Below are 22,051 nucleotides of genomic sequence, written 5' to 3' on the forward strand. Positions count from 1 at the left end.
ACACCTTAGTGGTGGTAGGCGTGCACCACCGCGTGTCCGGCGCCGCGGCCGATGAGCCACTTGTTGACCGGAGTCGTGAGCAGGAACGCGACGAAGAGGGCGAAGGCGAGCGCGCCCCAGAACAGCCAGCTGGCGAGTCCGGCGTCCATCGCGCCGGGGACCACCATCATCACGGTGTTGTCGATGATCTCCATGACGATGATCGACACGGTGTCGGCGGCGAGCGCGACCTTGAGGGCCTGCTTGAAGCCGACACCCGCGCGCAGCACGCCGCGCATGGTCAGCGCGTAACCGAAGACGAACGCCAGCGCGACGGCGAGCACGATGGTCGCGACGTTGCCCCAGCCCAGCGCGGTGCCGATCACCATGCCGAGCACCTCGCCGATGGCGCAGCCGGTGAGGCAGTGCAGGGTGGCCGAGGCCGCCATGCCCCAGGAGACCTTGCCCTGCTGGTGGTGTTCGTGGCCCCCGTTCCTCGCATGCCCACTGTGGTCACCGTGGTGCTGGTGGTGTCCGTGGTGCGAGTGGTCGTGCTCAACCGACATGGTTGTGTTTCTCCTTTGTGGACTGCTCGGCAGGCGCGGGTTCGAGTCCTGCGACGAGATTGAAGGAACCGGTCAGCAGGTTGAGCGACACCAGTCCCACCGTGTCGGCGATGATCTGATCGCTCCAGCCGTGTTCACGCAACTCGGCGATGTCTTCATCGCCGAGGGACGCCGGTTCGGCGAGAACTCGCACGGCATACGCGATCAGCGCGGCCTCGCGCCGATCTGTGGAGGTGCCCTGTCTGGCCAGGGCGACGTCGGCCTCGGTGAGCCCGGTTTTCAGCGCGGCGCGGGTGTGCGCGTCCAGGCACAACGCGCAACCGATCCACTCCTGCAGTGCGAGCGAGATCTTTTCGCTCAGCGGCCGCGGGATCTTGACCCGCTTCATGGCCCGAGAGAAGTCGAGATAGCCCTGAAGGAGCGCGGGGGAGTTGGCCATCGCGGACACCATCGGACCTGCCGAGCCACGCCGTTCGACGATGTCGCCGAGCAGTTCGGCGGACTTCGCCGGCGCGTCGGCCGGATCGAGCGACTGAAGACGCTGCACGGCTCCTCCTTTACTGGCAGTCGGTCACGGAAACTTTATACCCGTATGGGGTATCTGTCCAGCGTCGATGGTTCCGCGTTCACCAAGAGCGTGGCTCGTCCTGGCGATCTTCTGATGAAGTCTTCGATGTTCTACGTGACGACTCTTTGTCGCGCAACGGGTTTTGCCTAAGAAACGACGCCTGTGACGATCGCGACACTGATACCCCCTAAGGGTACTTGTGCGGCGCCAGGAACCGGTCTAAGTTCATGTCCGCAATACCCCCTAGGGGTAATGAGACTCGAAAGGACGGTCGTCATGGCGGAGACAACCCCGGACCCACGACGGTGGTGGGCGCTGGGACTCATCGCGTTGGCCCAGTTCATGGTCATCATGGACACCTCGATCATCGGCGTCGCTCTACCCGCTATGCAGCAGGACCTCGGGTTCTCCCCGGGAGACCTGTCCTGGGTGTTCAACGCCTACGTCATCGCGTTAGCCGGGCTGCTGCTGCTCGGCGGACGTCTCTCGGATTTGTTCGGCGCGCGGAAGATGTTCACCGCGGGCTGGGTCGTCACCCTCGGTGGTTCCGTGGTCGCCGCGGTCGCGGGTACCGCGTGGGTGGAACTCCTCGGCCGGGTCCTCCAAGGCGCCGGTGCCGCGCTGATCGCGCCGTCCGCGCTGACCCTGCTGATGATGCTGTTCGGCGCGCGGCCGCGTGAGCTGACCAAGGCGCTCGCGCTCTACGGTGCGGCCGCGCCCGCGGGCGGTACCGCGGGGGTGTTCCTCGGTGGTGTGATCACCGAGTGGTTGTCGTGGCCGTGGATCTTCTGGCTCTACGTCCCGATCTCCCTGATCGCCATCGTGGCCACCGGCAGGCTGATGCCGTCCGCCCCGGCCCGGCGTGGTTCGGTCGACGTCGCCGGCGCCATCGCGGCGACCGCTGGCCTCGGGCTGACGGTGTTCGGTGTCGTCCGGGCGCCGGAGGCGGGCTGGGGCTCGGCGGGTACCTGGGGTGCGCTGGTGGGTGGTGTCGCGCTGCTCGCGGTGTTCGTGGCGATCCAGCGGTCGCGCCAGGTTCCGTTGGTGCGGCTGGGGATCTTCCGGACGCCGAATCTCGGCGGCGCGAACCTCGCGCAGTTCCTGCTCGGCGCGGCGTGGATCCCGATGTGGTACTTCCTGAACCTGTACCTCCAGCAGGTGCTGGGATACGGGGCGTTCGCCAGCGGGGCCGCGCTCCTGCCGATGACCGTGCTGATCGTGGTGCTGATGGTCGCGGTCGCGCCCCGGCTGATCGGCCGCTTCGGGCCGAAGAAGATGATCATCGGCGGCCTGTGGGCGCTCGCCGCCGGGCTGGTGTGGCTGTCGTTCGTCAGCCCGACGGGTAATTTCCTGGTCGACGTCCTGCCCGCGTCGCTGGTCGCGGCGCTCGGTCAGGCGCTGGCGTTCATCCCGTCGCTGGGCACCGCGATCTCCAGCGCGAAGCCGGAGGAAGGCGGGCTGGCGTCGGGGATCGTGAACACCTCGTACCAGATCGGTTCGGCACTCGGCCTGGCCGCGATGACCGCGGTCGGGGTGTCGTTCGGCGCGGGCCGGATCGGCGACCCGGTCGCGCTGACCGGCGGCTACTCGGCGGCGTTCCTCGGGGCCGCGGGCATCGCGGTCGCCGGTGGCTTCCTGGCCATGGCCACCCTGCGCTTCCCCCGGAGCGCGCCGAGCGAAGTCGCCGGAGGTGACCCGGCGGTCGTGCGATGACCGGCTGTACCACCGCGTGGAGGGCGAGACCTTTCCAGGTCTGCCCTCCACGCGGCGTTTCACCTGGATTTGCCATACTTTCGAAGGCGGACAGAGGAAGGTTGACGGTGTCAGACGGAGACAGTGGCGGCAGGATGGAGCCGCTGTCGGTGGCGACCACCAGCGCAGCTCCAGGGCACGTGACCATCACCGTGTCCGGTGACCTCGATCTTGTGACGACCGAGTTCCTCTGAGCGGAACTCGGCCAGGCCCTTGATCCGCTGCCGAGCAGTGTGGTCGTCGATCTGAACGCGGTGGACTTCTGTGATTCCACGGGCCTGTCGACCCTGATCGGTTTCAACAAGCGCTGTGCCGCCGACCGCGTCGCCCTGCAATTCCGGCCCTCGGCGACGATTCGCCGGTTGTTGCTGCGTACTGGGCTATCGGACCTGTTGCCGATCGGCTGAGCCAGCTATCAACAGAAGGCGAGGCTGAACGCCCCCATGAGGGCGACGGCAATGACTGCAGGGGCGGTCAAGCAGGCGACACCGCCGATGATGCTGGTCACCCCGGACCGCACGGGCAGCCGTTGACGATCCTCGAGCCGGCTGATCCGGATAGAGGTGTCACCGCCCGACATCGCGAGCGCTTTCCTCGGCCCGCCAGTGGCCCCGATGGTGAGCAACGCCGACCGCACCGGCCCGGTCCCACATTCCGCGGCCGCCGTCCGGTCGGCGGCCAATTCGACGAACAGGCTGATCGCTTTCGGTAGTTCGCGCATGAGCGGGATGAAGCGCAGCGTCCTGCCCAGTACATCGGCGCAGCCGGTGAGCAGGTGGTGACGGCTACGGACGTGAGCGTTCTCGTGGGCGAGGACCGCTCGCAGCTCGGCGGGGGTGAGCCGGGTTCGCAATCCGTCGCTCGCGACGATCATGGCTCGACGTCCGCCCAGGCTGTAGGCGATCGGGTGCTCGTGGGGCAGCCACAAGGTCCGGACACGATCCGATGACCGGGATCCGGACAGCCGCAATGCGTCGAGATGCCGCTCATGCAGCTGGTTGCGGCGCTGTCGACGCCTGATCGAGGACAAGAGCAGCTGGAAGAGCGCGAACGTCAGCAGAACTCCGGCCGTACCACCGACCACCAGGTCGAGGGACGGTATCCCGTCATGACTGATCGTGGACAGACAGGCGTCGATCAAGCGGGTGATCTGATCCGCGGGGCCATGACCGGGCAGAGCGAGAAGGAGTACTCCGCCGACCGTGCCGACCACCAGACCGATCGCGGTCATGAGCCACCACGTGATCGCCGCCGCCGGGCTGCCCTGCGGCGTCCCGAATCTCGCCAGGACCGGTGGGGAACACCAGCCGACGATCAGGACGCCGAGGAGAAGCGCGGCGGCGGCGATCACCGCTTTCGCTGCTTTCGGCGCAAGGCGCGGCGCAGGATGTCCGACTCTTCTTCGGAGACCGACTGCGCGAAGTGCAGCAGCACCGATTCCGGGTCGCTCGCCGAGTCGAGCACGTCACGAAGAGCCTGAGCGGTCGATTCCTCACGCGAGGTGACCGCTCGGTAGCGGTATGCGCGGCCTTCCATCTCGCGGACGACCCATTCCTTGCGGTACAGGTTGTCCAGCACGGTCATGACCGTGGTGTACGCCAGTTCCCGCTCTTTGGCGATCTCGTCGAGCACCTCGCGGACCAGCATGGGTTCCGAACCGCGCCACAGCACGTCCATCACCGTGGCTTCAAGCTCGCCCAACCGACGCATGACACCTCCTGGCAGGAAGGATACCGTCCTGCCCCGGTCAGCCGACTATGCGCCTCGCGCCGATCAGGTGCCCGTCACCCTTCATGGACCGGACGTCGACGAGCTGTCCTTCGGTCGGCGCGTCGACCATCTTCCCGCTGCCCACGAACATGCCGACGTGGTGGATGGCGCCGGGATTGCCGGTTCCGTCGTCGTAGAACAGCAGGTCGCCAGGCTGCAATTGGTCGAGGGAGACCGGTTTTCCGGCTGTGTACTGCTGGCGGCTGGTGCGGGGGATGTTGACGCCCGCCTGGCGGTAGGCCCAGGAAGTCAGGCCGGAGCAGTCGAACTCGGCCGGGCCGGTGGCACCCCATTCGTACTGCGAGCCCCGTTTGGACAGTGCGGCTTGCAGCGCGTCGTTCGCCGCTCCGGGCGGACCGAGATAAGAACCGCTGTCCTGGACCTTGCCGAGTTTGGCCTTGTCCTGCGCCGGAAGAGCTCCCAGTGCCTGACGAACCTGCTTGATCTGCCGGTCGAGGTCGGCCTTCCGGTTGGTGACCTGGTCCACCGCCCACTGCGCGGCCGCTGTCGCCTCGCTCGCACGTTTCTGGGCTTCTGCCGCCTGTGCCCGGCCTTTGGCGGCCTGATCGAGCACGGTCCTCAGCCCGGCGAGCGCGTCCGCCTTCTGCCCGGACAAGAGAGAGATGGCCGCGGACTTCTGCAGGAACTCCGTCCGGCTGTCGCTGTCGAGCAACGCCGCGAGCTGGTTGACCGAAGACGCTCCCTGGAAGTTCGCGGCGACGAGTTTGTCGACCTCGCCCCGGAACTTCGTGATGGAGCCCTCCGCCTCCGCCAATGCCGAGTTGGCGGCGGCGAGATCGGCGTCAGCCTTGGCGCTTGTGGCTTTTCGCGCGGCTAGGTCATCCTGCGCGGCGGAGAAATCCTCTTCGGCCTTCGCTGCGTCGGCGCCGAGGCGCTGGTAGCGAGACATCGGATCCTGCGCCTCGGCGGGTGGCGGCGCCGGCTGCGCACTCGCGGGGATCGTGCTCAATCCGAGCGGGAGAACAACGGCGGCAGTCAAGACGCGCAGTGAAGCCGTACGGCGTCGGTGCGGTGTCACGGGTGCTGGATCTCCTGTCGTGTTTTCGAGCCTGGTCACGGACCGCCCCGAAGGCCCGCGGGTCACCGTAAGGTAACGAGCCGCACTTGTCCACTATTTCACTTAGTACTAGGTAGGTGGCATAGAGTAGCGATAAGCCGGAATGTGATGGTCACTACGGCTTGCGCCGGTACAGACTCGCCAGGATCTCTTCATGGGAGTCTTCGATGAGCTGAGAGCGGTGCACGCGACGCAGTCCGGCCATCTCGGCGATCAGATCGAGCTCATCGGCGATGTGGATGTGCGCGCCGTGTCGCGGCTCGATTGGCGCCGGCGACGTCGCTGGGCGCACTTCCACGAGGACAACGCCGTTCGCTGTGACGTGTTCGGCGGCCTTCCGTAGCAAGAGAATCTGAGAACGTAGACTTTCCCGTCCTGTCAAGGATTCCGAGTTCAGTAGTATCGAGTCGAAGTAGGTTCCGGCAGGCAAGGTGATGTCGAGATCGTCCACATTGGTCGCGACGGTCACCAGGAATCCCGCATTCGCGAGGGCTGCCTTCATGTCCTCGCCTGCCGCGCCGATGTGCAAGACGCGAGGCTCCTGTGTCCATGAGTGCAGGAGCTGCACGAGGTTGCTTCGGGTCGGTGTGACGATCCGGAGCGCATGACGCGACATCGATCACCTGTTGTCTGAGTCGGAAGAGATCTACGGCAAGTAGTACTAGATGTAATAGTACCTACTGGCGAGGGATCCCGTCGAGACCTGGCGGGCGGCCGCCGGGCGCGGAAAGCGCCCGGCGGCGATGAATCAGCCCTGCGGGAGCAGCCCCTGCATCTCGCGGATCTCGGCCTCTTGGGCGTCGATGATCTTCTGGGCGAGTGCCTTGGCGTCGGCGTTGGAACCCTTGGCGAGTTCGGTCTTCGCCATGTCGACAGCGCCCTGGTGGTGCCGGATCATCATGCCGAGCCACATCTTGTCGAAGTCGGCACCCTTGGCCTGCTCGAGTTCTTTCATTTCGGCCTCGGTCATCATGCCGGACATCGAGCCGTGGTCCATCCCGGTAGTCGGCGCGCTGGGGGTCGTCGACATCGATCCGTGGTCCATGGGCATGCTCGAGCTCGCCGCGGGGCTCGCGCCCCAGGCGGTCAGCCACGCCTTCATTTGCTGGATTTCCGGGTCCTGAGCCTTCTCGATGCGCTTCGCCAGGTCGATGACCTGGGGGTTCGTGCTGCGCGACGGCACCAGCTTGGACATGTCCAGTGCCTGGCTGTGGTGTTCGATCATCTGCTGGGCGAAGGCGATGTCATCCGCGTTCTGGCCGGCCTGCTGTCCCGACGACGGAGCCGCCGACGAGTTGTTGTTGTGGTCCATGCCGGACATTCCGGCGTCGTTGCCGCTGCAGCCCGCGAGAACAAGCGCGGCGGCCATGGCGACACCGCTGACGATCAGTGTTTTGCGCATGGTGAATACATCCTTGTTTGTCTTGCTGAAATGAGTGTGATCGACGAGGAAACCCGTCCATCACACGCGCAATACGCACAAGGAGTTCAAAATCAGTCTGCCGGGCCGGTCCGGAGGTCTGGACGGTGGCGGCGGGGCGCGGGGGCCGGCCGGTTCGGCCGCCCGGTACACCGGATGGGACCGGCGGAAGCGGAAAAGAAGCCCCAGACCGGCGATCAGCGCACCGATCGCACCGAGTACGGCGAGGCACAGGTGCAGAAAGCCGTGGTCGTCGTGCGGCGAGGTGGGATGGTCGCCGTCCTGCTCGGTGGCGGCGGTTCCTTCACCGTGCCCGACGCCGGCGGCCTGCGCCGCCGGAGCCATCTCCGGCATGCCGGTCGACGTCGTGAGGTGGTGCATCGCCATGAGGCAAAAGGCGAGCACGCCCAGCAGGAAGACCTGCTGGGTTCTGCTGAGCGCGCTCGCCGTCATGACCCAAGGTTACCTATCTGCTTCGGCGGATGCGGCGGGGTCGCGGCATTCACGCCGCCACCGGGGTGAGGCGTTCGGCCTTGTCGAGCGCACGCAGGCACCAGGCACAACCGGCTCCGATCACGGCGAGGACAGCCCAGGGTGCCGCTGGTAGACCCGCATTTCTCGCGATGTCCAACGCGGTGCCGGTGAGCAAATTGCCGAGGAGGATGCCCACGCCGACCACGGTGTTGTAAAGCCCATAGTGCGTCGCCACCAGTTTGCCGCCGGAGAGGGCGACGATCGTGTCCATTTCGAACGGGAAGACCACGATGGTCCCGAGTGCGAGCAGGGCGGCGGAGAGAATCAGCGATGCCCAGCTCAACGCGACCGGACCTGCCGTCGCGTCCGCGGTGAGCATGGGTGGGAGGAACGCCGCTCCCATGAGAAGAAGGCCGACGGCGAGGCACTTGCCGGATCCCCACCGTCGCCTGCACCACGCGGTGATCCGCAGCTGTCCCGCGATCGCCAGCCCTCCGGACACCGCGAACAGCAGCGCCACCAGGGTGGTTCCCGCCACTCCGGGGCCGCCGACCTGGCGAGCTTCGAGGGGGAGTGCGAGGTAGACCTGGAACGACAGGACGTATGAGCCGATCATCGCGAGCGAGAACAGCACGAACGAGCGGTTGCCGAACGCGGTCGCCCAGTCCTGCCGGATCGAGGTCCGTGCGGCCGGGTCGCTCTTGGTACGCGAACGTGGCGGCAGGGACCGGATCTGCAGCACGGTCAGGACCGCGAATACCGCGGCGGCGACGAGGCACGTGACCTGGAAGGCGAAGCTCGTCAGTACCAGTCCGACGACCGGGCCCAGCAGGATGCCCGCCTGGTAGAACACGTTGAACAACGCGAAGGCTTCGACCCTTCGCTCCTCACCGGCGTCTTCGGCGAGGTAGGCCCGCACCGCGGGATTGAACAGCGCACCCGCGAATCCGGTGGCCGCCGAGGCGATGATCAGTGCCGGAACCGAATCGACCAGGCCGAGCAGGGCGAACCCGCCCGTCCGCAGGGCACATCCGGCGACGATCAGCGGTTTGTAGCCGAGCCTGTCGGCCAGGGTGCCGCCGATCAGGAACATGCCCTGCTGGGAGAAGTTCCGCACGCCAAGGATGAGGCCCACGGCCCAGCCCGCCAGCGCGAGATCCGCGGACAGGTGCCCGGCGAGGTAGGGCATCAGCATGTAGAAGCCCAGGTTGATGGTGAACTGGTTCAGCATCAACAGCTGGGAAGGCCGGTCGAACGACCGGAACTTGACGACCAGGTCCTTCACGCCCGCACCTCGGACGGGTCGATGACGTGGGCGCAGCGTGTCCACCGTTCGACGACCTGGTCGAAGGGACCGTCGACGACGTCGGGCTCGTCCGCGGGCGTCTGGCCGAGCAGGCCGTTCGCCGCGCAGTAGTCGTCGTTGTAGACGGTGTCGAAGTAGCGGTGGGGGCCGTCGGGGAAGATCGTGACGATCCGCGTGTCGGCAGCTTCGGTCCTCGCGAGCCAACCGGCAACGAGTGCGACCGCTCCGACGCTCCACCCGCCTGTCGCGTGGTGGGATGCGGCGAGCCGACGGCAGGTCCACACCGCCTCGGCCGGTGCTACCCAATGGACCTCGTCGAAACCGCGGTAGTCCACATTGCGCGGGTAGATGCTGGAGCCGAGCCCGCGCATCAATCGAGGTCGCGCCGGCTGCCCGAAGATCGTGGAACCGATGGTGTCGACGCCGACGACTTTCATCCGCGGGTAGTGCTCGCGCAGGACACGCGAGACGCCGGCCGAGTGGCCGCCGGTGCCCACTGAGCACACCAGGACGTCGACACGGTCGAGCTGGTCCACCAGCTCCAGGGCGAGCGGTTCGTAGGCGTCCACGTTGTCGGGGTTGTTGTACTGGTCGGGGCAGTACGCGCCGGGCTCTTCGGCCAGGAGCTGCTGCACGCGGTCCCGGCGGGCCTGTTGCCAGCCGCCGGTGGGGTGCGGCGCGGTGACGAGCTCGACACGGGCGCCGTGCGCGGCCAGCATCCGGTGCACGATCGGTTCGAGACCGGGGTCGGTGACCACGGTGACCGGGTGGCCGTAGACGATTCCGGCGAGCGCGAGGCCGAGTCCCAGCGTGCCGCTGGTCGACTCCACGATCCTCGCACCCGGAGCCAGGTCGCCCCGCTCCCGTGCGCGGGCGATCATGTGCAAGGCCGGGCGGTCTTTCATCCCGCCGGGATTGAATCCTTCGAGCTTCGCCCAGAAACCGCGGCCCGGCGCCGCATCCGGTTCATCGATCCACAGCACCGGGGTGTTGCCGACCGCACTGGCCGGATTGCGGCCGTGCGTGATGGTCCTCTGGCCGGGGAGGGTGGTCCCGGACACGGTCGAGCCGTTGGCGGACAGGGGTGTCCTCATCGAGATCTCTTTCAGTGAATCGTCGCGGGGCGCGACGGTCGAACGGAACGGGGTCGGCTGGGTCGTTCAGTCCGATCACGTTCGCGTGACACAGATCTTGATGAGCAAGGCGCTTCCGGTTAGGCACGGATCACGTCCCGGGCTTCCACGGACGGAGGAATGAACCGGTGAGCGGAATAATCCGGTAAACGTATTCTCGAGGGGAACTACCGACCATGTCGTATCTGTCGTTCCTCGAGTACCGCGGTGAATGACGTCCGTGGTCGTGTGTTGCCGGTGTGCGTGGTGCTCAGGTTCGCAGTCGTCGGCCAGTGGGGCATGCGTCGCGGCGCTGGTGGTGCCATGTTCACCCGCGTGGGCGTGTGCTTGCGGGAAACACTGGCCCAGCTGCAGCGAAAGAAGCCAAAAGAGCAGAGTGACGAGCCATAGCATTGGCCCCACTCTGCGACGCGGCGTAGTCGGATAGCCCCTCACAGTTATCGGACCGTATCAGCAAAGAACTTCCGTCTGCCACCTTCAATCGTACTAGTTCTACTAGTAGCGAAGAATTCACTCGATCTCGCCTAAGTCTACTACCCATGGTAGTTGCTAGTGAACTCTATTTGAACGCAGCGTAATCGCGCGATTAGCCGAGTCCTGGCATGTGGGAATTCCGATTAATCGGATCGACCATATCGTGTCGGCGATAGAAAAATGCGGGTGCGGAGTCATGCGGGACCCCGCACCCGCCGACACGCGTCGCCAAGGGGGAGGGTCGACGCGGGCGGTACGGAACGCTACAAGAGCGCTCTGACTTTACCCATACTAAGTGCAATAGTAGTTCTTTGGCAAGTCTTTACCTGCCGCGGTTGTCACGGGTGGCGACGCAGCCCGCTCAGGGTGACCTGGACAAGTCGCCGGACTGCGGCCTTCGACTTCATCCCGTCGGCCGCGGTGAGCGCGTGCAGGCAGAAGGTGGCGAGCTCGGCGGGTGGAACGTCTTCGCGAAGGTCGCCGGATCCTGCCCCGTCGGCGATCAGTGTCTCGACGAAACCCTGGAGATGCTCTCTGGCGTGTTGGACGTGCTCGCCTCGGTGGAGCGAGGCCGCCAGTGCCGTGCCGTGATGTTCATGGGAGATCAGGGCATAGGTCTCGAGTACCGCTGTGAGCCGTCCCAGCGGGTCGGTGGCGCGCTCCTTCGCCGCGGTGAGCAGGTTCAAGTGACGAGTGATCTGGCGCTGGTGCCAGGCGATCAGGATCGCCTCGACGTCGGAGAAGTACTTGTACAGCGTCGCGCGGCCGATCCCGGCGCGCTCGGCGATGTGCGACATCGTGACGCCGGTCAGCCCGCGTTCTCCGACCAGGGCGGCGGCGGTGTCCAAAGCCGCGTCCCGCACTGCCTGGCGGTGCGTTTCGATCGACTCACTCCAGATCTTGGGCACTTGATCAGCCTACGCGCGCCTTGCTTTGCGCTGCCCGTAGCGCGTCAGGCCTCGTGGTTTGTACACGGCCAAAGCCGTGGTCGCGAGCAGGATCAGGATCGCGGCGGCGGCGTCGACGACGAGCTGGATCCGCATGCCGGACAACGGCTCCAGTGGCAAGGCGGCCTGGCCGGCGGTGGCCGCGACGTGGTCGATCACCTGCGTGTGCACCAGCAAGACGATCGTGGCCAAGGTCGTGAGCAGCAGCTTGAACGTCACCCAGTAGTGCCGTAGCAATCCCCACGCGGTTCCCCAGGACTGGATCAGGCCCGAGACCAGGGCGGTGAAGCTCAGCGGCACGATCACGAGCCACGACACCATCTCCGTCGCGAGGTACGCCGCCCGTGCGGACTGGATGTCTTCAGTGGCCAGGCCGACGATGGCGAGTGCCAGGAACGCCGCCACGGCACCGAGCCAGCCGAGCGACGTCGCGATGTGGACCGTGAGTGACAACTTGCGCAGTCGCGGCGTCATCGGTGTCCGCCGATATTGAGGCCGGCCAAGTGCAGGACCACGAAGACGACGAGCAGCGTGATCGCGACCGCCGCGGCCGCGAGTACCCACCGAGGCCTCGGCTCCGGCTGGTCCGCAGGTTCGGCGTCGGCTGAATTGTCCGGGCGGTCGGGTGGTGTGGTCACGGCAGCGTCCCTTCGGTGGATTCGAGCGCACACGCTAGTCTTTTTCAAGACACTCTGTCTACGTCCAGAGACGAAGTGGTCGATGTGTACGCAACTCGTGAGGGAGTCGAACACGGAATTGACGGCCGGCCTCCGTATCATCGCCGTCGTGACGCGGACAGCCCGCCAGACGACAGCCGTGCGAGGCCAGCTCGCGCGGCTGGTCGCCGTGCTGGCTGTCCTTGCGGGAGTCGCGTTCGCGGCAGGTTTGCAATGCACCGAAGGCATGGCCATGCCGATGGCGCACGGCATGAGCGAGGCGGAGACGCCCATCGCCTGCGATTCCGCAGTAGCGGCCGCGAGCCACAAGGGAGCGTCGACGGAGATGCGGGCTACCGGCCCTTGTGCGGCCGAAAGCGGCGGAATGCTCGACCACCAGGGATTGGGCGGGTCGCTGGCGACCTGCCTTGCCTTCCTCTTTGCGGTCGTCGCGGCTGTCGCCGCGTTGCCGCCTTCACGGTTGCGGGGCCTGGTGACAGCTTCTTCCAGGCGAGTAAGCGTTGTAGTGGTTCCCGCTGTCTGGTCTCGGGCCCCGCGGCTCGAGGAACTCTGCCTTCTGCGCGCGTAGGAGAAGTCTGCCCGCACCACGGCTGACCGCTCGCTCCGGTCGCCGTGCCGGGCTAGCGCTCACCGGCTTCTCTCTACTTCCTCGCAGGAGGCTTTTCGCATGAATCTTGCTGCTGTCCTCGTCACCGGTCTGTTCGCCGGTGGCGTGTCCTGTGCCGCGGTCCAAGGTGGACTGCTGACCGGGCTGATCACCCGCCAAAAGGCGGCGGCTGCCTCACCGGCCACGCCGGCTCGCCGTGCCAAGGGGCGAACGCAGTACCACGGGAACGCTCGAGCCCGGTCCGGACAAGAGGTGGATCAACAGGGTTGGCGCGCCCAGCTCGGTGACGACCTCGCGCCGGTCGGCGGGTTCCTCGCCGGGAAACTGGTTTCGCACACGCTGCTCGGAGCGCTCCTGGGAGCCGTCGGCGGCGCCGTCGAACTGTCCGTCGGCGCCCGCACCTGGCTCCAGATCGGCGCCGGTCTCTTGATCATCGTCTTCGGGCTGGCGCAGCTCGGCGTGCCGGGCTTCCGCCGGGTGGTCGTCGAACCGCCGATCTCGTGGACGAAGATCGTCCGGAACCGGGCCCGGTCGCAGGCCGCGCTGGCTCCGGCACTGCTCGGCCTGGCCACCGTCCTCATTCCGTGCGGGGTGACGTTGTCGGTCGAAGCCCTCGCGCTGACGTCGGGCAGCGCGCTCGCCGGCGCGGCGACGATGGCGGTGTTCGTACTCGGGACCGGCCCATTGTTCGCGATCCTCGGCTACGCCGCCCGCAAGGCCGCGACCGCGTGGCAAGGCAGGCTCGCCTTGGTGACCGGTCTCGTGGTGTTGGCGATGGGCTTCTACACCCTCAACGGAGGCTTGGAACTGGCCGGATCACCGCTCTCAGCCAGCCGCATCGCTCAGGCCGTCGGCGGCTCGGGTGAGGCTGCCGACACCGCAGCCGCGTCCACGGTGGACGGGAAGCAGACCGTGGTGATCACCGCGCACACCGGTTCCTACAGCCCGGAGAACGTTCAGGCGAAATCCGGGGTACCCACCACGCTGGTGGTCAAGTCGGAAGGGGCGCAGGGCTGCGTGCGGTCGTTCGTCATCCGGGACGAGCAGAAGATCCTGCCCGTCAGGGGCGAGACCCGGATCGACCTAGGTGTCCTGCGGCCAGGTCGGCTGGACTACGCCTGCGGCATGGGCATGTACACCGGCGTCATCACCGTCATCTGATCAAGGAGTCCACCATGGCATCAACCGAGAAGTTCATCTTCCAGGTCGACGGCATGCACTGCGGTAGCTGCGCCCTGCTCATCGACGACGCGCTGGAAGACCTCCCCGGCGTGCTGAGCACGCAGACGGCCGTGAAAAAGGGGATCAGCACCGTCGAGCTGGACGCGGACCGAAGCAGCGTCGACGACGTGATCAAGGCGATCGAGGAACTGGGCTACCGCGCTTCTCGGCGGCCCTGACCGGAGGACTGTTCGGGCGTGGCGCCATCGGATCCACCCCTGCTCGCTCGTCGCAGCAGCAGGTAGCCGAGCGCCACGCCCAGCACGGCGCCGACCGTGTTGGCGGCCTGATCGGACAGACTGCAGTAACGGCCTGGGATCAGCGTCTGCAACGGCTCGATGAGCGCGGGAAGCAGGAACGCGAAAAGCAACAACGGCAGCACACGCCCGGTCGCCAGGGTTGCAGCACAGGTCAGAGGTAGCAGCAGCAGGGCGTTGAGCAGAGTGCCGCCGAGACCGCCGCCGGAATGCAAGAGCCCGTCGATCAGGTCCGCGTCGCCGATGGACAGGCAAGGGTGGAATTCGTAGACGCCCGAGTCTTCGCCGGGAGTCAGGGTGATGGCCAGGCTGGCGGCGAGCAGCATGAGCGTCGTCAGGGTGGCGTTCCTGCCCCAGCCGGTGCGGGCCGAGAGCTGCTTGGCCAGCGGCACGCTGACCAACCAGCCGACAACCAGCGCGACCAGTGTCCAGCCCGAAATGGGCACATGGGTGCCGAAGACCGTCACTGTCGCTCCTCGCTGTCGCCCGCGTTACCGGTCGGATCGCCTGTCGGCGCCACTACTACTGGCTTTAGTAGGTAGATCGCCGGTGTGGCGTTCCCCGTTTCAGGGAAAGGCTCACGGGCTCCGGCCAGGCCGGGCTCGCTTCTTCGCTGTGTTGTCGACCTTCATGGCCTGGAGCAGCTGGACGACGGGTGTCAGGTCATCGACTTCCTGGCGGCAGCTCCGGCAAAACCGGATGTGTCGTTCGAAGTCCACACGTTCGGCCTCATCGAGGATGCCGATCAGGTAGGCCGCCGCCGAGATGCCGAGTGGGCAGAAGTTGGCCATCGCGCCTCCTCGGGCCTCGGTCCAGTGCTCTACTATAAACCTTAGTAGCCAACGGGTGGGCCCGCGATCGACTGGGCGAATGACGTGGAGGCGGGATTGCGCATCGAGTACTACCGTGGTTAGTATCTCACTCGTGCGAGTTTCCCTGCTGGTCACTCGTTACGGCGCGGCGGGTGCGGACTTGGTTCCTGTACCCCAGGTTCGCACCCGCCCGTTGCCGATTCCGCTTCCTTGGGTAGGACTGTGACCGGACGTGTTCTGGTTTCCCTGGATCGCGATCGTCATCGTGGACTGACCATCGCGTCCGCCGTCTTCTTGGTGGGGGCAGTGGCGTTGCGCGTGGTCGGCGTGCCGACGGTCGATCTTCACGGACCCTTGCACTATCTGGGCATCATGGACCCGTTGTGTGGCGGTACTCGGGCGACTTTCCTCTTGCTGACTGGGGATACGGCTGCTGCCGCCCGCTACAACCCGCTGGTCTTCCCGCTTGCCGCCGCTGTTGTCTGCGTGCTGGTCCGCTCTGGAGCCGGGTTGGTCGCCGGTCGTTGGCTGGAGATCCGGTTGCCGCGGCGATGGCGGCGTGTCGTCGTCGTAATCCTCATTGCCGGGATGGCCGCGTTGTCGGTTCGCCAGCAGTGGAATGCCGACCTGCTGATGCAGTCGTGGCCGGTGGCGCGATCCTGAAACCGAGGGGCTCAGACCCCGGTCAGCGGGCAAGCGACGACCGCGATCGAGAGCAGGACGCCGGCCCCGGTGATCATCGGGAGAGTGGTCATCGTCGCCGCGGCGAGAACGCACGTCAGAGCCCGCTTCACCGGTCCCGCGGGTGCGTTCCCGTTCGCCAGTGCGGCGAGCCGCAGCTCCACGCCGCTGCCGCCCATGGCCAGTGTGCCGTCCGGAGTGCCGCGCCCGGCCACGCTGAGCAGCGCCGTCCGCACCGTTTCGGCGCCATGTTCGCGTACCGCCGCGACGTCCGCGGCCAGCTCGACGAGCTTGCGCACGGCCGAAGGGGCCTGGCGGAAGAGCGGGAGGAACGGCAGGGCCTTCGCGAGTGCGTCCACCCAAGTGATCACGTGATGATGCCTGCCGCGCAGATGCGCGCGCTCGTGGGCGAGTACGGCGGCGACCTCGGCGGCCGACAGGTGCCGTTCGAGACCTTCGGTGGCGACGATGACCCCCTGGCGATAGGCGTAACTGAACGCCATCGGTTCATCGTGGTCCAGCCACCAGGTCCGGGGGCACCGGTCGTCGCAGCGGGCGGCCATTTGCAGGGTCTCGAGATGCTGTCGGCGCGTGCGAGCACGTCGTCGAGCGAATTGCACGACGATGACGGCGAACCGGATGGTCAAGAGCGAGACGAGCACGATTCCCGCCAGGCCCGCGAAGACCTCGGCGCGTGGGGGAGTGCCATGGGAGATCGCCGCCAGGCATTCGCTGACGATCGACATCACAGTGGTGCCGGCACCGTGGCCTGGAGACAGCAGTAGCACGGTGCCCGTGACGGTCGCGGCAAGAACGCCGACGGCGGCCAGCAGCCAGGCGACGAGTAACGCTACCGGGTCTGCCCGGGCCGGATCGATCCTGTTCAGCAGACCGGGCGTGAGCCAGCCGGTCAGTCCCGCGCCCGCCAGGAGTGCCAGAGCCGCGGTCATTCGCGGGCCGTTCTGCGCAAACCCTTGCGCAGTACCGCTGATTCCTCGGGTGACACCGTCGTGGCGAAGTGGAGGAGAACGGCCTCGGGGTCGCCGGACTCGTTCAGGACCTCCCGCAGCGACTTCGCAGCGGCTTGAGCACGGCTTTGCGCGGGCCGGTAGGCGAACGCCTTACCTTGCCGTTCGCGCTCCGCCCACTGCTTGCGGTGCAGGTTGTCGAGCACTGTCATCACCGTGGTGTAAGCGAGATCCTTGCCGGTGTCGAGTTGCTCGAGCACTTCACGGACCTTCAGTGGGGTTTCGGCACGCCACAGGATGTCCATCACCGCACTCTCGAGATCGCCGAGACCGCGCATAAGACCTCCCTGTTGCCCGCCGTGGCGACCTGCCTTCACTGTCTACTAGGTGTGATCGTACCACTTGGTGGCAACGAGGCAGCGTGCAACGGAGCGCCTTGTATTGCTCCTATTGACGGTAGTAGCTTTACTACTATCAACGATAGTTGTTGCTGCGGGGAGGACCGAAATGAAGGTTCGCTACCAGGCGCGAGATACCGGTCCGGACAGCATCTCCGGCTGCGCGGACATCCGCACCCGGTTCGATGACCCGTCATTCGCAGCCGCCTACGCCGCCTCACATCAGACGTCGGGGCCAGCCCAGCGGTACTTCTCTTCGAGACTCCATGCCGTGTTCGAGGTCATGGACCGATGTCCCGGTGGTGACCTCCTCGACGTCGGCTGCGGCCCGGGAGTCTTCGTCCGGCGTGTGCTCGACACTCGTCCAGGTGATTTCCGGATCGTCGCCGTCGACCGATCGCCTGCCATGATCCTCGAGGCCGCGGGGAAGACAGCGGATGCCGAGGTCGAACTGGTGGTCGGCGTGGCCGAAGCGTTGCCGTTCCCCGATGCCGGCTTCGATGTCGTGGTCGCGATGGGAGTGCTGGAATACTGCGACCCTGTCGCCGTCCTGCGGGAACTCGAACGCGTTGTGCGTCCAGGCGGGACGGTTCTCGTCAGCATGCTGAATCCGCTGAGCCCGTACCGGTTGTTCGAGTGGGGCGTGTACTGGCCGCTTCTTCGGCTGCTCGGCCGGGCCGAGGGTTTGCTCGGACGCTCGTCCGGGCGAAGACACTGTGTGCCGAAGTCCGGCATCCGAGCTCTCCCGGCAGGGTGGTTGTGGCGGCGGATGCGAGAGGCCGGACTTTGTCCCGTCGACGTCGTCCACTACGACCTGACACCGGCGGTGCCGCCGTTCGATCGCTTTCTGGGCAAGTGGACCCGCCGGCGTGAACTGCCCGCGGACACCGTCACGCGCGGCCTGCGCCGCTGGATGGGCACCGCCTACCTTGTCGTGGCGACCAGTCCTCGGTGATCGCCGAGCAGGGTTATCACGACCGACACCATCGCCGACACGACGACCACGCCGCCGGTCAGTTCGGCAGACCACTGAAGGCCGCGCGTCAACTCCAAGGTGAGCATCAAAGCCGACCACAGCAGGATGGGAATGGCGGCGGCCGTCGCCAAGGCCAGGGCACGTGAGGAGGCCCCCGATCGACGCATGATGGCCAGCGTTGTGTCGGCGATGAGGCCCGCGGCCGCTGCCGCGCCGATGGACCAGAACCCGATGAAGCCGAAATCGACCACAGTGGACGCCAGGGCGGCGTGCGCCACCACGAACACGGTCACGACACCGAAAGGCAGCCGCCAGGTGCGGAGCAGGTAGACCAACGGCAGCACGATCACCAATGAGGTCACGACAAAGCTGCCCAGGCCGGCCACTGCCCTCGATTCGGTGGCGACGTGTTCCGGTGTTCCTTCGGGGAAGTCGCCCACCGCTTGCAGGGGCGAATCGGTGAGGAACGCCGACAGGAAGCTCAACGCGAACGCGGCCACCGCCGACAGCGCGAGAACGGCCACCACGACCGGCAGAAGCGGTGTCTTCGGCTGGTTGTTCTTCTTGGCCCGCGCGGCCAGTACTGGGCCTGAAAGGAGCAGGCTCGCGCCCGCGAAAAGCAGGAGGTGCGACGGGCTCAGCAGCGCGTCGATGCCCGCCTCGATACCGAAGATCTCATGCCAGATCATGTCCGCGGCACCACCCGCCGCGAACACGGCCGCTCCGATCAGGGCCCAGCCGTACCCACGGGGAGGCGCGAAGACCGCGGCCAGCCCCAGAGCCGTCCGCCGTCGCCAGCCCATCACGACCAACCAGCCGCCGAGCGCTGTCAGTCCGCCATAAAGTGCTCCGTGCCATGGAGTGAAGAAGGAGTCCGGCAAGCCGAGCCAGTGCGCCCGGCCGTCGAGGAAAACGGCGACGACGATCCACAGGCCGAGCAAGGCGGCGCCGACGTCCTCCCGCTGTGTACTCAGTGTGCGGTCGCCCGATGAGGTGTGCCCCGTGGACCGATCGGCCGACGTTGCCTGTCGCGTGGTCATGACTACCTCCTCGCTATACGGGTGGAGGGTATCCAGGGCAATCAGGGTATACCCCTGCGGGGTAAGTGGCAAGAGGCTGGTTTTGGTGCTCGCATCAGGCATATTCGCGCCATGTGTGACATGGCTCGCTACCTACTATTCGGCATAGTGGTAGCGTGCCGCGGCGGTGAGCTTGTTCCCGACCGAGAGGTGTGTTCGTGGCCGGCAGTCACTCCGCAACCGGAGTCCGCAAGCGGATGGTATTTCGGACGGGAGTCTTTCTCTTCGGGCTTAGCGCGGGCGCCGCGGCGGCCGCGACGCAAACCGGAATCAGCGATGGTGGCGTTTCGTCTCCTCGGGAGCCCGTGAGGGGCGTGGCGCTGACCACCGGGGGCGGGAGTTCCGTGGCCGGAATGTTGTTGCCGGTCGTCGCGCGGCCTCAGCGCGACGAAGTCGTGGTCCTGCGGGCCGCCGAGCGCGTCCGGCAGGACAGGGTGGCGCGCGAGAAATCGGCGAAGGAAGAAGCGGCTCGCAAGCAGGCCGAAGAGGCTGCACGGAAGAAGGTGTATCCACCAGTGACCGGCGTGATCACCTCGAACTTCGGCCCGCGGTGGGGTAGTACCCACTATGGGCTGGACATAGCCAACAAGATCGGCACTCCCATCCGGACTCCGCTGCGAGGAACCGTGGTCGACGCGGGTCCTGCCAGCGGGTTCGGGTTGTGGGTTCGCATTCGGCATGACGACGGGACGGTCACCGTCTACGGTCACATCAACGACTACGGCGTGCGTGTTGGGCAGCGTGTCGAGGCGGGACAGGTGATCGCCGAGGTGGGGAACAAAGGGATCTCCACTGGGCCTCATCTGCACTTCGAGGTCTGGGAGCCTGGTGGCCGAAAGGCGGATCCGCTGCGATGGTTGAAAGATCGCGGGGCGGACATCGGCGACGAACGGTGAGTAAGGCTGAAGAACCGTGCTCGTAACGAACTACTATGCAGGGTAGTATAACTATGTGTGGCGACGAGATCTGAGATTTGCTCGAACGCTGCGGTGCTCACTGCGCTCAGGCGTTCCGGCCGTACTCGCCGGATTGCTCCTCTACCTCAGCTTGGCTCCCCGGATCTGGTGGTGGTTGGCACCGGTGGCGTTCGCCGTGTTCGGAATTACCCTGCACGGTTGCCGGTTCCGCCAAGGCGCCGGTCGTGGATTCCTTTTCGGACTCGCGTTCTTCGTTCCGCAACTGTCCTGGTTGCAGGATTTCCTCGGCGCGGACTTCGGGCCGTGGCCCTGGCTGGCGTTGTCGGTGATGATGGGGCTCTACTTCGCTGTCGCGGGCGGGCTGTCCGCGGTAGTTCAACGCCTTCCGTGGGGAACCGGCTGGATGGCGGCGGTGGTCATAGCCATGGAGACGCCGCGCATGTGGTTTCCGTTCGGAGGATTCCCCTGGGGGCGTATCGGGTTCACGCAGCCCGAAGGGATCTTTCTGTCGTTGGCTTCCTTCGGTGGCGCACCGTTGGTGGGATTCGCGGTGGTGCTCTGTGGCTTCGGGCTGTCACGACTTGTGCTGCGTGCCCGAGAGATCGGATGGCGATTTCGCCGTGTCCTCATCGCGCCCGGGCTGGCTGTGGTCCTGCCGGTTGTCCTCGGGATGGCGGCGTGGGCGAGCGTCGATGGCAACGCGGAGGCGGGCGACAGGACGGTCGCGGTACTGCAGGGCAATGCCCCGGATCGCGGACTGGCCCTGCTCGGCGAGCGAGATGTACTGCGTGACAACCATTTCGCCGAGTTTCGACGGCTGGCCGAACAGGTGCGCGCAGGCCAGGTCCCGAAGCCTGACCTGGTCGTCTGGCCCGAGACCGCGGTGCGGATACCTGCAGATGAAGACCGGCTCGGCGAACTGGTTAACGAACTTGGTGTTCCAGTGCTCGTCGGAGCACTCGAACGCCTGCCTGGTGGACGCAATCAGAACATCGCCATGGTCTGGCAACCTGGCGAGGGATCTGGGCAACGCTACGCGAAACAGCGGTTGGTGCCGTTCGGGGAGTACATGCCCGCGCGGGAGATCGCCCGGCTGGTCACTCCCTTTGCCGATAGTGGCGAAGACATCTCGCCGGGAACCGGGATTCCGGCGGCGTTGCGGCTGGGTGGGACGGTCGTCGGTGCATCGATCTGCTACGAAGTCGCCTACGACCAGGCGGGCCGCGACGCCATCCGTGCGGGGGCTGAAGTGCTCGCCGTGCCGACCAACAACGCGTGGTACGGACGAAGCGAAATGACCTACCAGCAGCTCGCCATGGCGAGGTTGCGGGTGGTCGAACACGGGCGCGCTGTGCTGATCGCCGCGACCAGCGGGGTCAGCGCCATCATCCGGCCTGACGGCACGGTTGCCCGAGTCTCCGGTCAATTCACCGCGACGACGCTGATCGACACGGTCCCGCTGCGACGGGATCTCACCATGGCCGACCGGCTAGGGCCTTGGGGTGAGCATGTGCTGATCGCGGCGGCGACCGGGGCTGTTGCCGCCGCACTGGTCCTGTGGGTGAGGTCCCGGACGTCGGAGCGGCTGGCTTCCGGGTTTCTCCGACGGCGAGGCAACGTTGGCACGAACCACTACAAGAGTTAGTACTATAAATGATAGTAGTTGGTTCGACTCGTGAGGGAGTGCGTCGCTGTGGGCAAAAAGGCACGGAACAAGTCGGCGAAGACCGCAGCCCGCCCGGTGCAGCGCACGGGGCCGACACACCGCTCGGCGGGGCCCGCGCGGACCGACGGCGTCCTGCCGCCCGCACTGGCCCGCCCCCGGCCGGCCCCATCCGCGCCAGCGGCTGTCAAAACCAAACCCGAGACCGATCCGACCGAGGCTGGAGGGCGCACAGGACAAGGTCGCGCAGCGGCAGTGGGCTGCATGGACGGCGTCGCCGCGGAAGTGCTGCCACACGGAGTCGCGGCCACCTACTGGTTCGACGCCG

The 22,051-nt window shown here is 66.4% G+C and carries 29 protein-coding genes; 10 read left to right on the plus strand and 19 right to left on the minus strand.

Annotated features, from left to right (window positions below; genetic code table 11):
• Nucleotides 1–5: 5 nt before the first annotated feature.
• Together NQK81_RS35025 and NQK81_RS35030 are read right to left on the minus strand one after the other, a co-directional pair.
• Complete coding sequence (locus NQK81_RS35025) at nt 6–545, minus strand: DUF4396 domain-containing protein (RefSeq protein ID WP_257484880.1); 540 nt, start codon at nt 543–545, stop codon at nt 6–8.
• Nucleotides 535–1,092, minus strand: coding sequence for a carboxymuconolactone decarboxylase family protein (locus tag NQK81_RS35030; RefSeq protein ID WP_257484881.1), 558 nt, complete (start codon nt 1,090–1,092; stop codon nt 535–537). The genes NQK81_RS35025 and NQK81_RS35030 overlap by 11 nt, the downstream gene beginning before the upstream one ends.
• 297 nt (nt 1,093–1,389) lie before the next feature.
• Here NQK81_RS35030 and NQK81_RS35035 point away from each other — a divergent pair, with 297 nt between their 5' ends.
• The 3 genes from NQK81_RS35035 (at nt 1,390) to NQK81_RS35045 (ending at nt 3,272) form a co-directional block, all read left to right on the plus strand.
• The gene (locus NQK81_RS35035; protein ID WP_257484882.1) at nt 1,390–2,826 is read left to right on the plus strand and encodes an MFS transporter; all 1,437 of its coding nucleotides are present in this window, start codon (nt 1,390–1,392) and stop codon (nt 2,824–2,826) included.
• 107 nt (nt 2,827–2,933) lie between these two features.
• A complete protein-coding gene (locus NQK81_RS35040; protein WP_257484883.1) occupies nt 2,934–3,059 on the plus strand; it encodes a hypothetical protein in 126 nt (41 codons plus the stop codon).
• Between the two features lie 39 nt (nt 3,060–3,098).
• A complete protein-coding gene (locus tag NQK81_RS35045; protein ID WP_257484884.1) occupies nt 3,099–3,272 on the plus strand; it encodes an STAS domain-containing protein in 174 nt (57 codons plus the stop codon).
• 8 nt (nt 3,273–3,280) lie between these two features.
• Here the strand turns inward: NQK81_RS35045 and NQK81_RS35050 are convergent, their stop codons facing one another.
• The 12 genes from NQK81_RS35050 to NQK81_RS35100 form a co-directional block, all read right to left on the minus strand.
• A complete protein-coding gene (locus NQK81_RS35050; RefSeq protein ID WP_257484885.1) occupies nt 3,281–4,216 on the minus strand; it encodes a M56 family metallopeptidase in 936 nt (311 codons plus the stop codon).
• A complete protein-coding gene (locus NQK81_RS35055) occupies nt 4,213–4,575 on the minus strand; it encodes a BlaI/MecI/CopY family transcriptional regulator (RefSeq protein WP_257484886.1) in 363 nt (120 codons plus the stop codon). The genes NQK81_RS35050 and NQK81_RS35055 overlap by 4 nt, the downstream gene beginning before the upstream one ends.
• Nucleotides 4,576–4,612: 37 nt before the next feature.
• Nucleotides 4,613–5,635, minus strand: coding sequence for a C40 family peptidase (locus tag NQK81_RS35060; protein WP_257484887.1), 1,023 nt, complete (start codon nt 5,633–5,635; stop codon nt 4,613–4,615).
• A 193-nt stretch (nt 5,636–5,828) separates the two neighbouring features.
• The gene (locus tag NQK81_RS35065; protein ID WP_257484888.1) at nt 5,829–6,242 is read right to left on the minus strand and encodes a hypothetical protein; all 414 of its coding nucleotides are present in this window, start codon (nt 6,240–6,242) and stop codon (nt 5,829–5,831) included.
• Nucleotides 6,243–6,461: 219 nt separating this feature from the next.
• The gene (locus NQK81_RS35070) at nt 6,462–7,115 is read right to left on the minus strand and encodes a DUF305 domain-containing protein (RefSeq protein WP_257484889.1); all 654 of its coding nucleotides are present in this window, start codon (nt 7,113–7,115) and stop codon (nt 6,462–6,464) included.
• A 60-nt stretch (nt 7,116–7,175) separates the two neighbouring features.
• Complete coding sequence (locus NQK81_RS35075; protein WP_257484890.1) at nt 7,176–7,586, minus strand: DUF6153 family protein; 411 nt, start codon at nt 7,584–7,586, stop codon at nt 7,176–7,178.
• Between the two features lie 49 nt (nt 7,587–7,635).
• Complete coding sequence (locus NQK81_RS35080; RefSeq protein ID WP_257484891.1) at nt 7,636–8,892, minus strand: MDR family MFS transporter; 1,257 nt, start codon at nt 8,890–8,892, stop codon at nt 7,636–7,638.
• On the minus strand, nt 8,889–10,007 hold the full coding sequence (locus NQK81_RS35085) for a PLP-dependent cysteine synthase family protein (RefSeq protein WP_257484892.1): 1,119 nt from the start codon (nt 10,005–10,007) through the stop codon (nt 8,889–8,891). Before NQK81_RS35085 ends, NQK81_RS35080 begins: the two co-directional genes overlap by 4 nt.
• A 75-nt stretch (nt 10,008–10,082) precedes the next feature.
• A complete protein-coding gene (locus tag NQK81_RS45595) occupies nt 10,083–10,439 on the minus strand; it encodes a hypothetical protein (RefSeq protein WP_503827233.1) in 357 nt (118 codons plus the stop codon).
• Between the two features lie 419 nt (nt 10,440–10,858).
• Nucleotides 10,859–11,428: a TetR/AcrR family transcriptional regulator gene (locus NQK81_RS35090; RefSeq protein WP_257484893.1), complete on the minus strand. Its 570-nt coding sequence runs from the start codon at nt 11,426–11,428 to the stop codon at nt 10,859–10,861.
• A gap of 9 nt (nt 11,429–11,437) precedes the next feature.
• Nucleotides 11,438–11,941, minus strand: a complete 504-nt coding sequence (locus NQK81_RS35095) for a DUF2269 domain-containing protein (RefSeq protein ID WP_257484894.1) — start codon at nt 11,939–11,941, stop codon at nt 11,438–11,440.
• The gene (locus NQK81_RS35100) at nt 11,938–12,105 is read right to left on the minus strand and encodes a hypothetical protein (protein ID WP_257484895.1); all 168 of its coding nucleotides are present in this window, start codon (nt 12,103–12,105) and stop codon (nt 11,938–11,940) included. The genes NQK81_RS35095 and NQK81_RS35100 overlap by 4 nt, the downstream gene beginning before the upstream one ends.
• 148 nt (nt 12,106–12,253) lie before the next feature.
• Here NQK81_RS35100 and NQK81_RS35105 point away from each other — a divergent pair, with 148 nt between their 5' ends.
• From NQK81_RS35105 to NQK81_RS35115, 3 genes are all read left to right on the plus strand, one after another.
• On the plus strand, nt 12,254–12,712 hold the full coding sequence (locus NQK81_RS35105) for a DUF6153 family protein (protein ID WP_257484896.1): 459 nt from the start codon (nt 12,254–12,256) through the stop codon (nt 12,710–12,712).
• 99 nt (nt 12,713–12,811) lie between these two features.
• Nucleotides 12,812–13,912: a sulfite exporter TauE/SafE family protein gene (locus NQK81_RS35110; protein ID WP_257484897.1), complete on the plus strand. Its 1,101-nt coding sequence runs from the start codon at nt 12,812–12,814 to the stop codon at nt 13,910–13,912.
• A 14-nt stretch (nt 13,913–13,926) separates the two neighbouring features.
• Nucleotides 13,927–14,151 carry a heavy-metal-associated domain-containing protein gene (locus tag NQK81_RS35115; protein ID WP_257484898.1) on the plus strand — a complete coding sequence of 75 codons (225 nt, stop codon included), beginning with the start codon at nt 13,927–13,929 and terminating at the stop codon, nt 14,149–14,151.
• Here the strand turns inward: NQK81_RS35115 and NQK81_RS35120 are convergent.
• Together NQK81_RS35120 and NQK81_RS35125 are read right to left on the minus strand one after the other, a co-directional pair.
• The gene (locus NQK81_RS35120) at nt 14,127–14,696 is read right to left on the minus strand and encodes a VanZ family protein (protein WP_257484899.1); all 570 of its coding nucleotides are present in this window, start codon (nt 14,694–14,696) and stop codon (nt 14,127–14,129) included. The genes NQK81_RS35115 and NQK81_RS35120 overlap by 25 nt on opposite strands.
• 111 nt (nt 14,697–14,807) lie before the next feature.
• Nucleotides 14,808–15,020 (minus strand): zf-HC2 domain-containing protein, encoded by a 213-nt coding sequence (locus tag NQK81_RS35125; RefSeq protein WP_257484900.1) that lies wholly within the window; start codon nt 15,018–15,020, stop codon nt 14,808–14,810.
• A 243-nt stretch (nt 15,021–15,263) separates the two neighbouring features.
• Between NQK81_RS35125 and NQK81_RS35130 the strand changes: the two genes are divergently transcribed.
• Complete coding sequence (locus tag NQK81_RS35130; protein ID WP_257484901.1) at nt 15,264–15,704, plus strand: DUF2752 domain-containing protein; 441 nt, start codon at nt 15,264–15,266, stop codon at nt 15,702–15,704.
• Between the two features lie 11 nt (nt 15,705–15,715).
• Here NQK81_RS35130 and NQK81_RS35135 read toward each other — a convergent pair whose 3' ends face one another.
• Together NQK81_RS35135 and NQK81_RS35140 are read right to left on the minus strand one after the other, a co-directional pair.
• Nucleotides 15,716–16,672, minus strand: coding sequence for a M56 family metallopeptidase (locus NQK81_RS35135; protein WP_257484902.1), 957 nt, complete (start codon nt 16,670–16,672; stop codon nt 15,716–15,718).
• Complete coding sequence (locus NQK81_RS35140) at nt 16,669–17,028, minus strand: BlaI/MecI/CopY family transcriptional regulator (RefSeq protein ID WP_257484903.1); 360 nt, start codon at nt 17,026–17,028, stop codon at nt 16,669–16,671. Before NQK81_RS35140 ends, NQK81_RS35135 begins: the two co-directional genes overlap by 4 nt.
• Before the next feature lie 331 nt (nt 17,029–17,359).
• Between NQK81_RS35140 and NQK81_RS35145 the strand changes: the two genes are divergently transcribed.
• Nucleotides 17,360–18,043 (plus strand): class I SAM-dependent methyltransferase, encoded by a 684-nt coding sequence (locus tag NQK81_RS35145; RefSeq protein ID WP_257484904.1) that lies wholly within the window; start codon nt 17,360–17,362, stop codon nt 18,041–18,043.
• On the opposite strand, the gene NQK81_RS35150 is transcribed toward NQK81_RS35145, so the two are convergent.
• On the minus strand, nt 18,013–19,206 hold the full coding sequence (locus tag NQK81_RS35150) for a hypothetical protein (RefSeq protein ID WP_257484905.1): 1,194 nt from the start codon (nt 19,204–19,206) through the stop codon (nt 18,013–18,015). The two genes, NQK81_RS35145 and NQK81_RS35150, sit on opposite strands and share 31 nt — an antisense overlap.
• A 251-nt stretch (nt 19,207–19,457) precedes the next feature.
• Between NQK81_RS35150 and NQK81_RS35155 the strand changes: the two genes are divergently transcribed.
• Together NQK81_RS35155 and lnt are read left to right on the plus strand one after the other, a co-directional pair.
• Nucleotides 19,458–20,039 carry a M23 family metallopeptidase gene (locus NQK81_RS35155; RefSeq protein WP_306856002.1) on the plus strand — a complete coding sequence of 194 codons (582 nt, stop codon included), beginning with the start codon at nt 19,458–19,460 and terminating at the stop codon, nt 20,037–20,039.
• A 184-nt stretch (nt 20,040–20,223) separates the two neighbouring features.
• Nucleotides 20,224–21,705, plus strand: a complete 1,482-nt coding sequence (lnt, locus tag NQK81_RS35160) for an apolipoprotein N-acyltransferase (RefSeq protein WP_257484906.1) — start codon at nt 20,224–20,226, stop codon at nt 21,703–21,705.
• The last annotated feature ends 346 nt before the right edge of the window (nt 21,706–22,051 follow it).

The organism is Amycolatopsis roodepoortensis, assembly GCF_024628825.1.
GTDB lineage: Bacteria > Actinomycetota > Actinomycetes > Mycobacteriales > Pseudonocardiaceae > Amycolatopsis > Amycolatopsis roodepoortensis.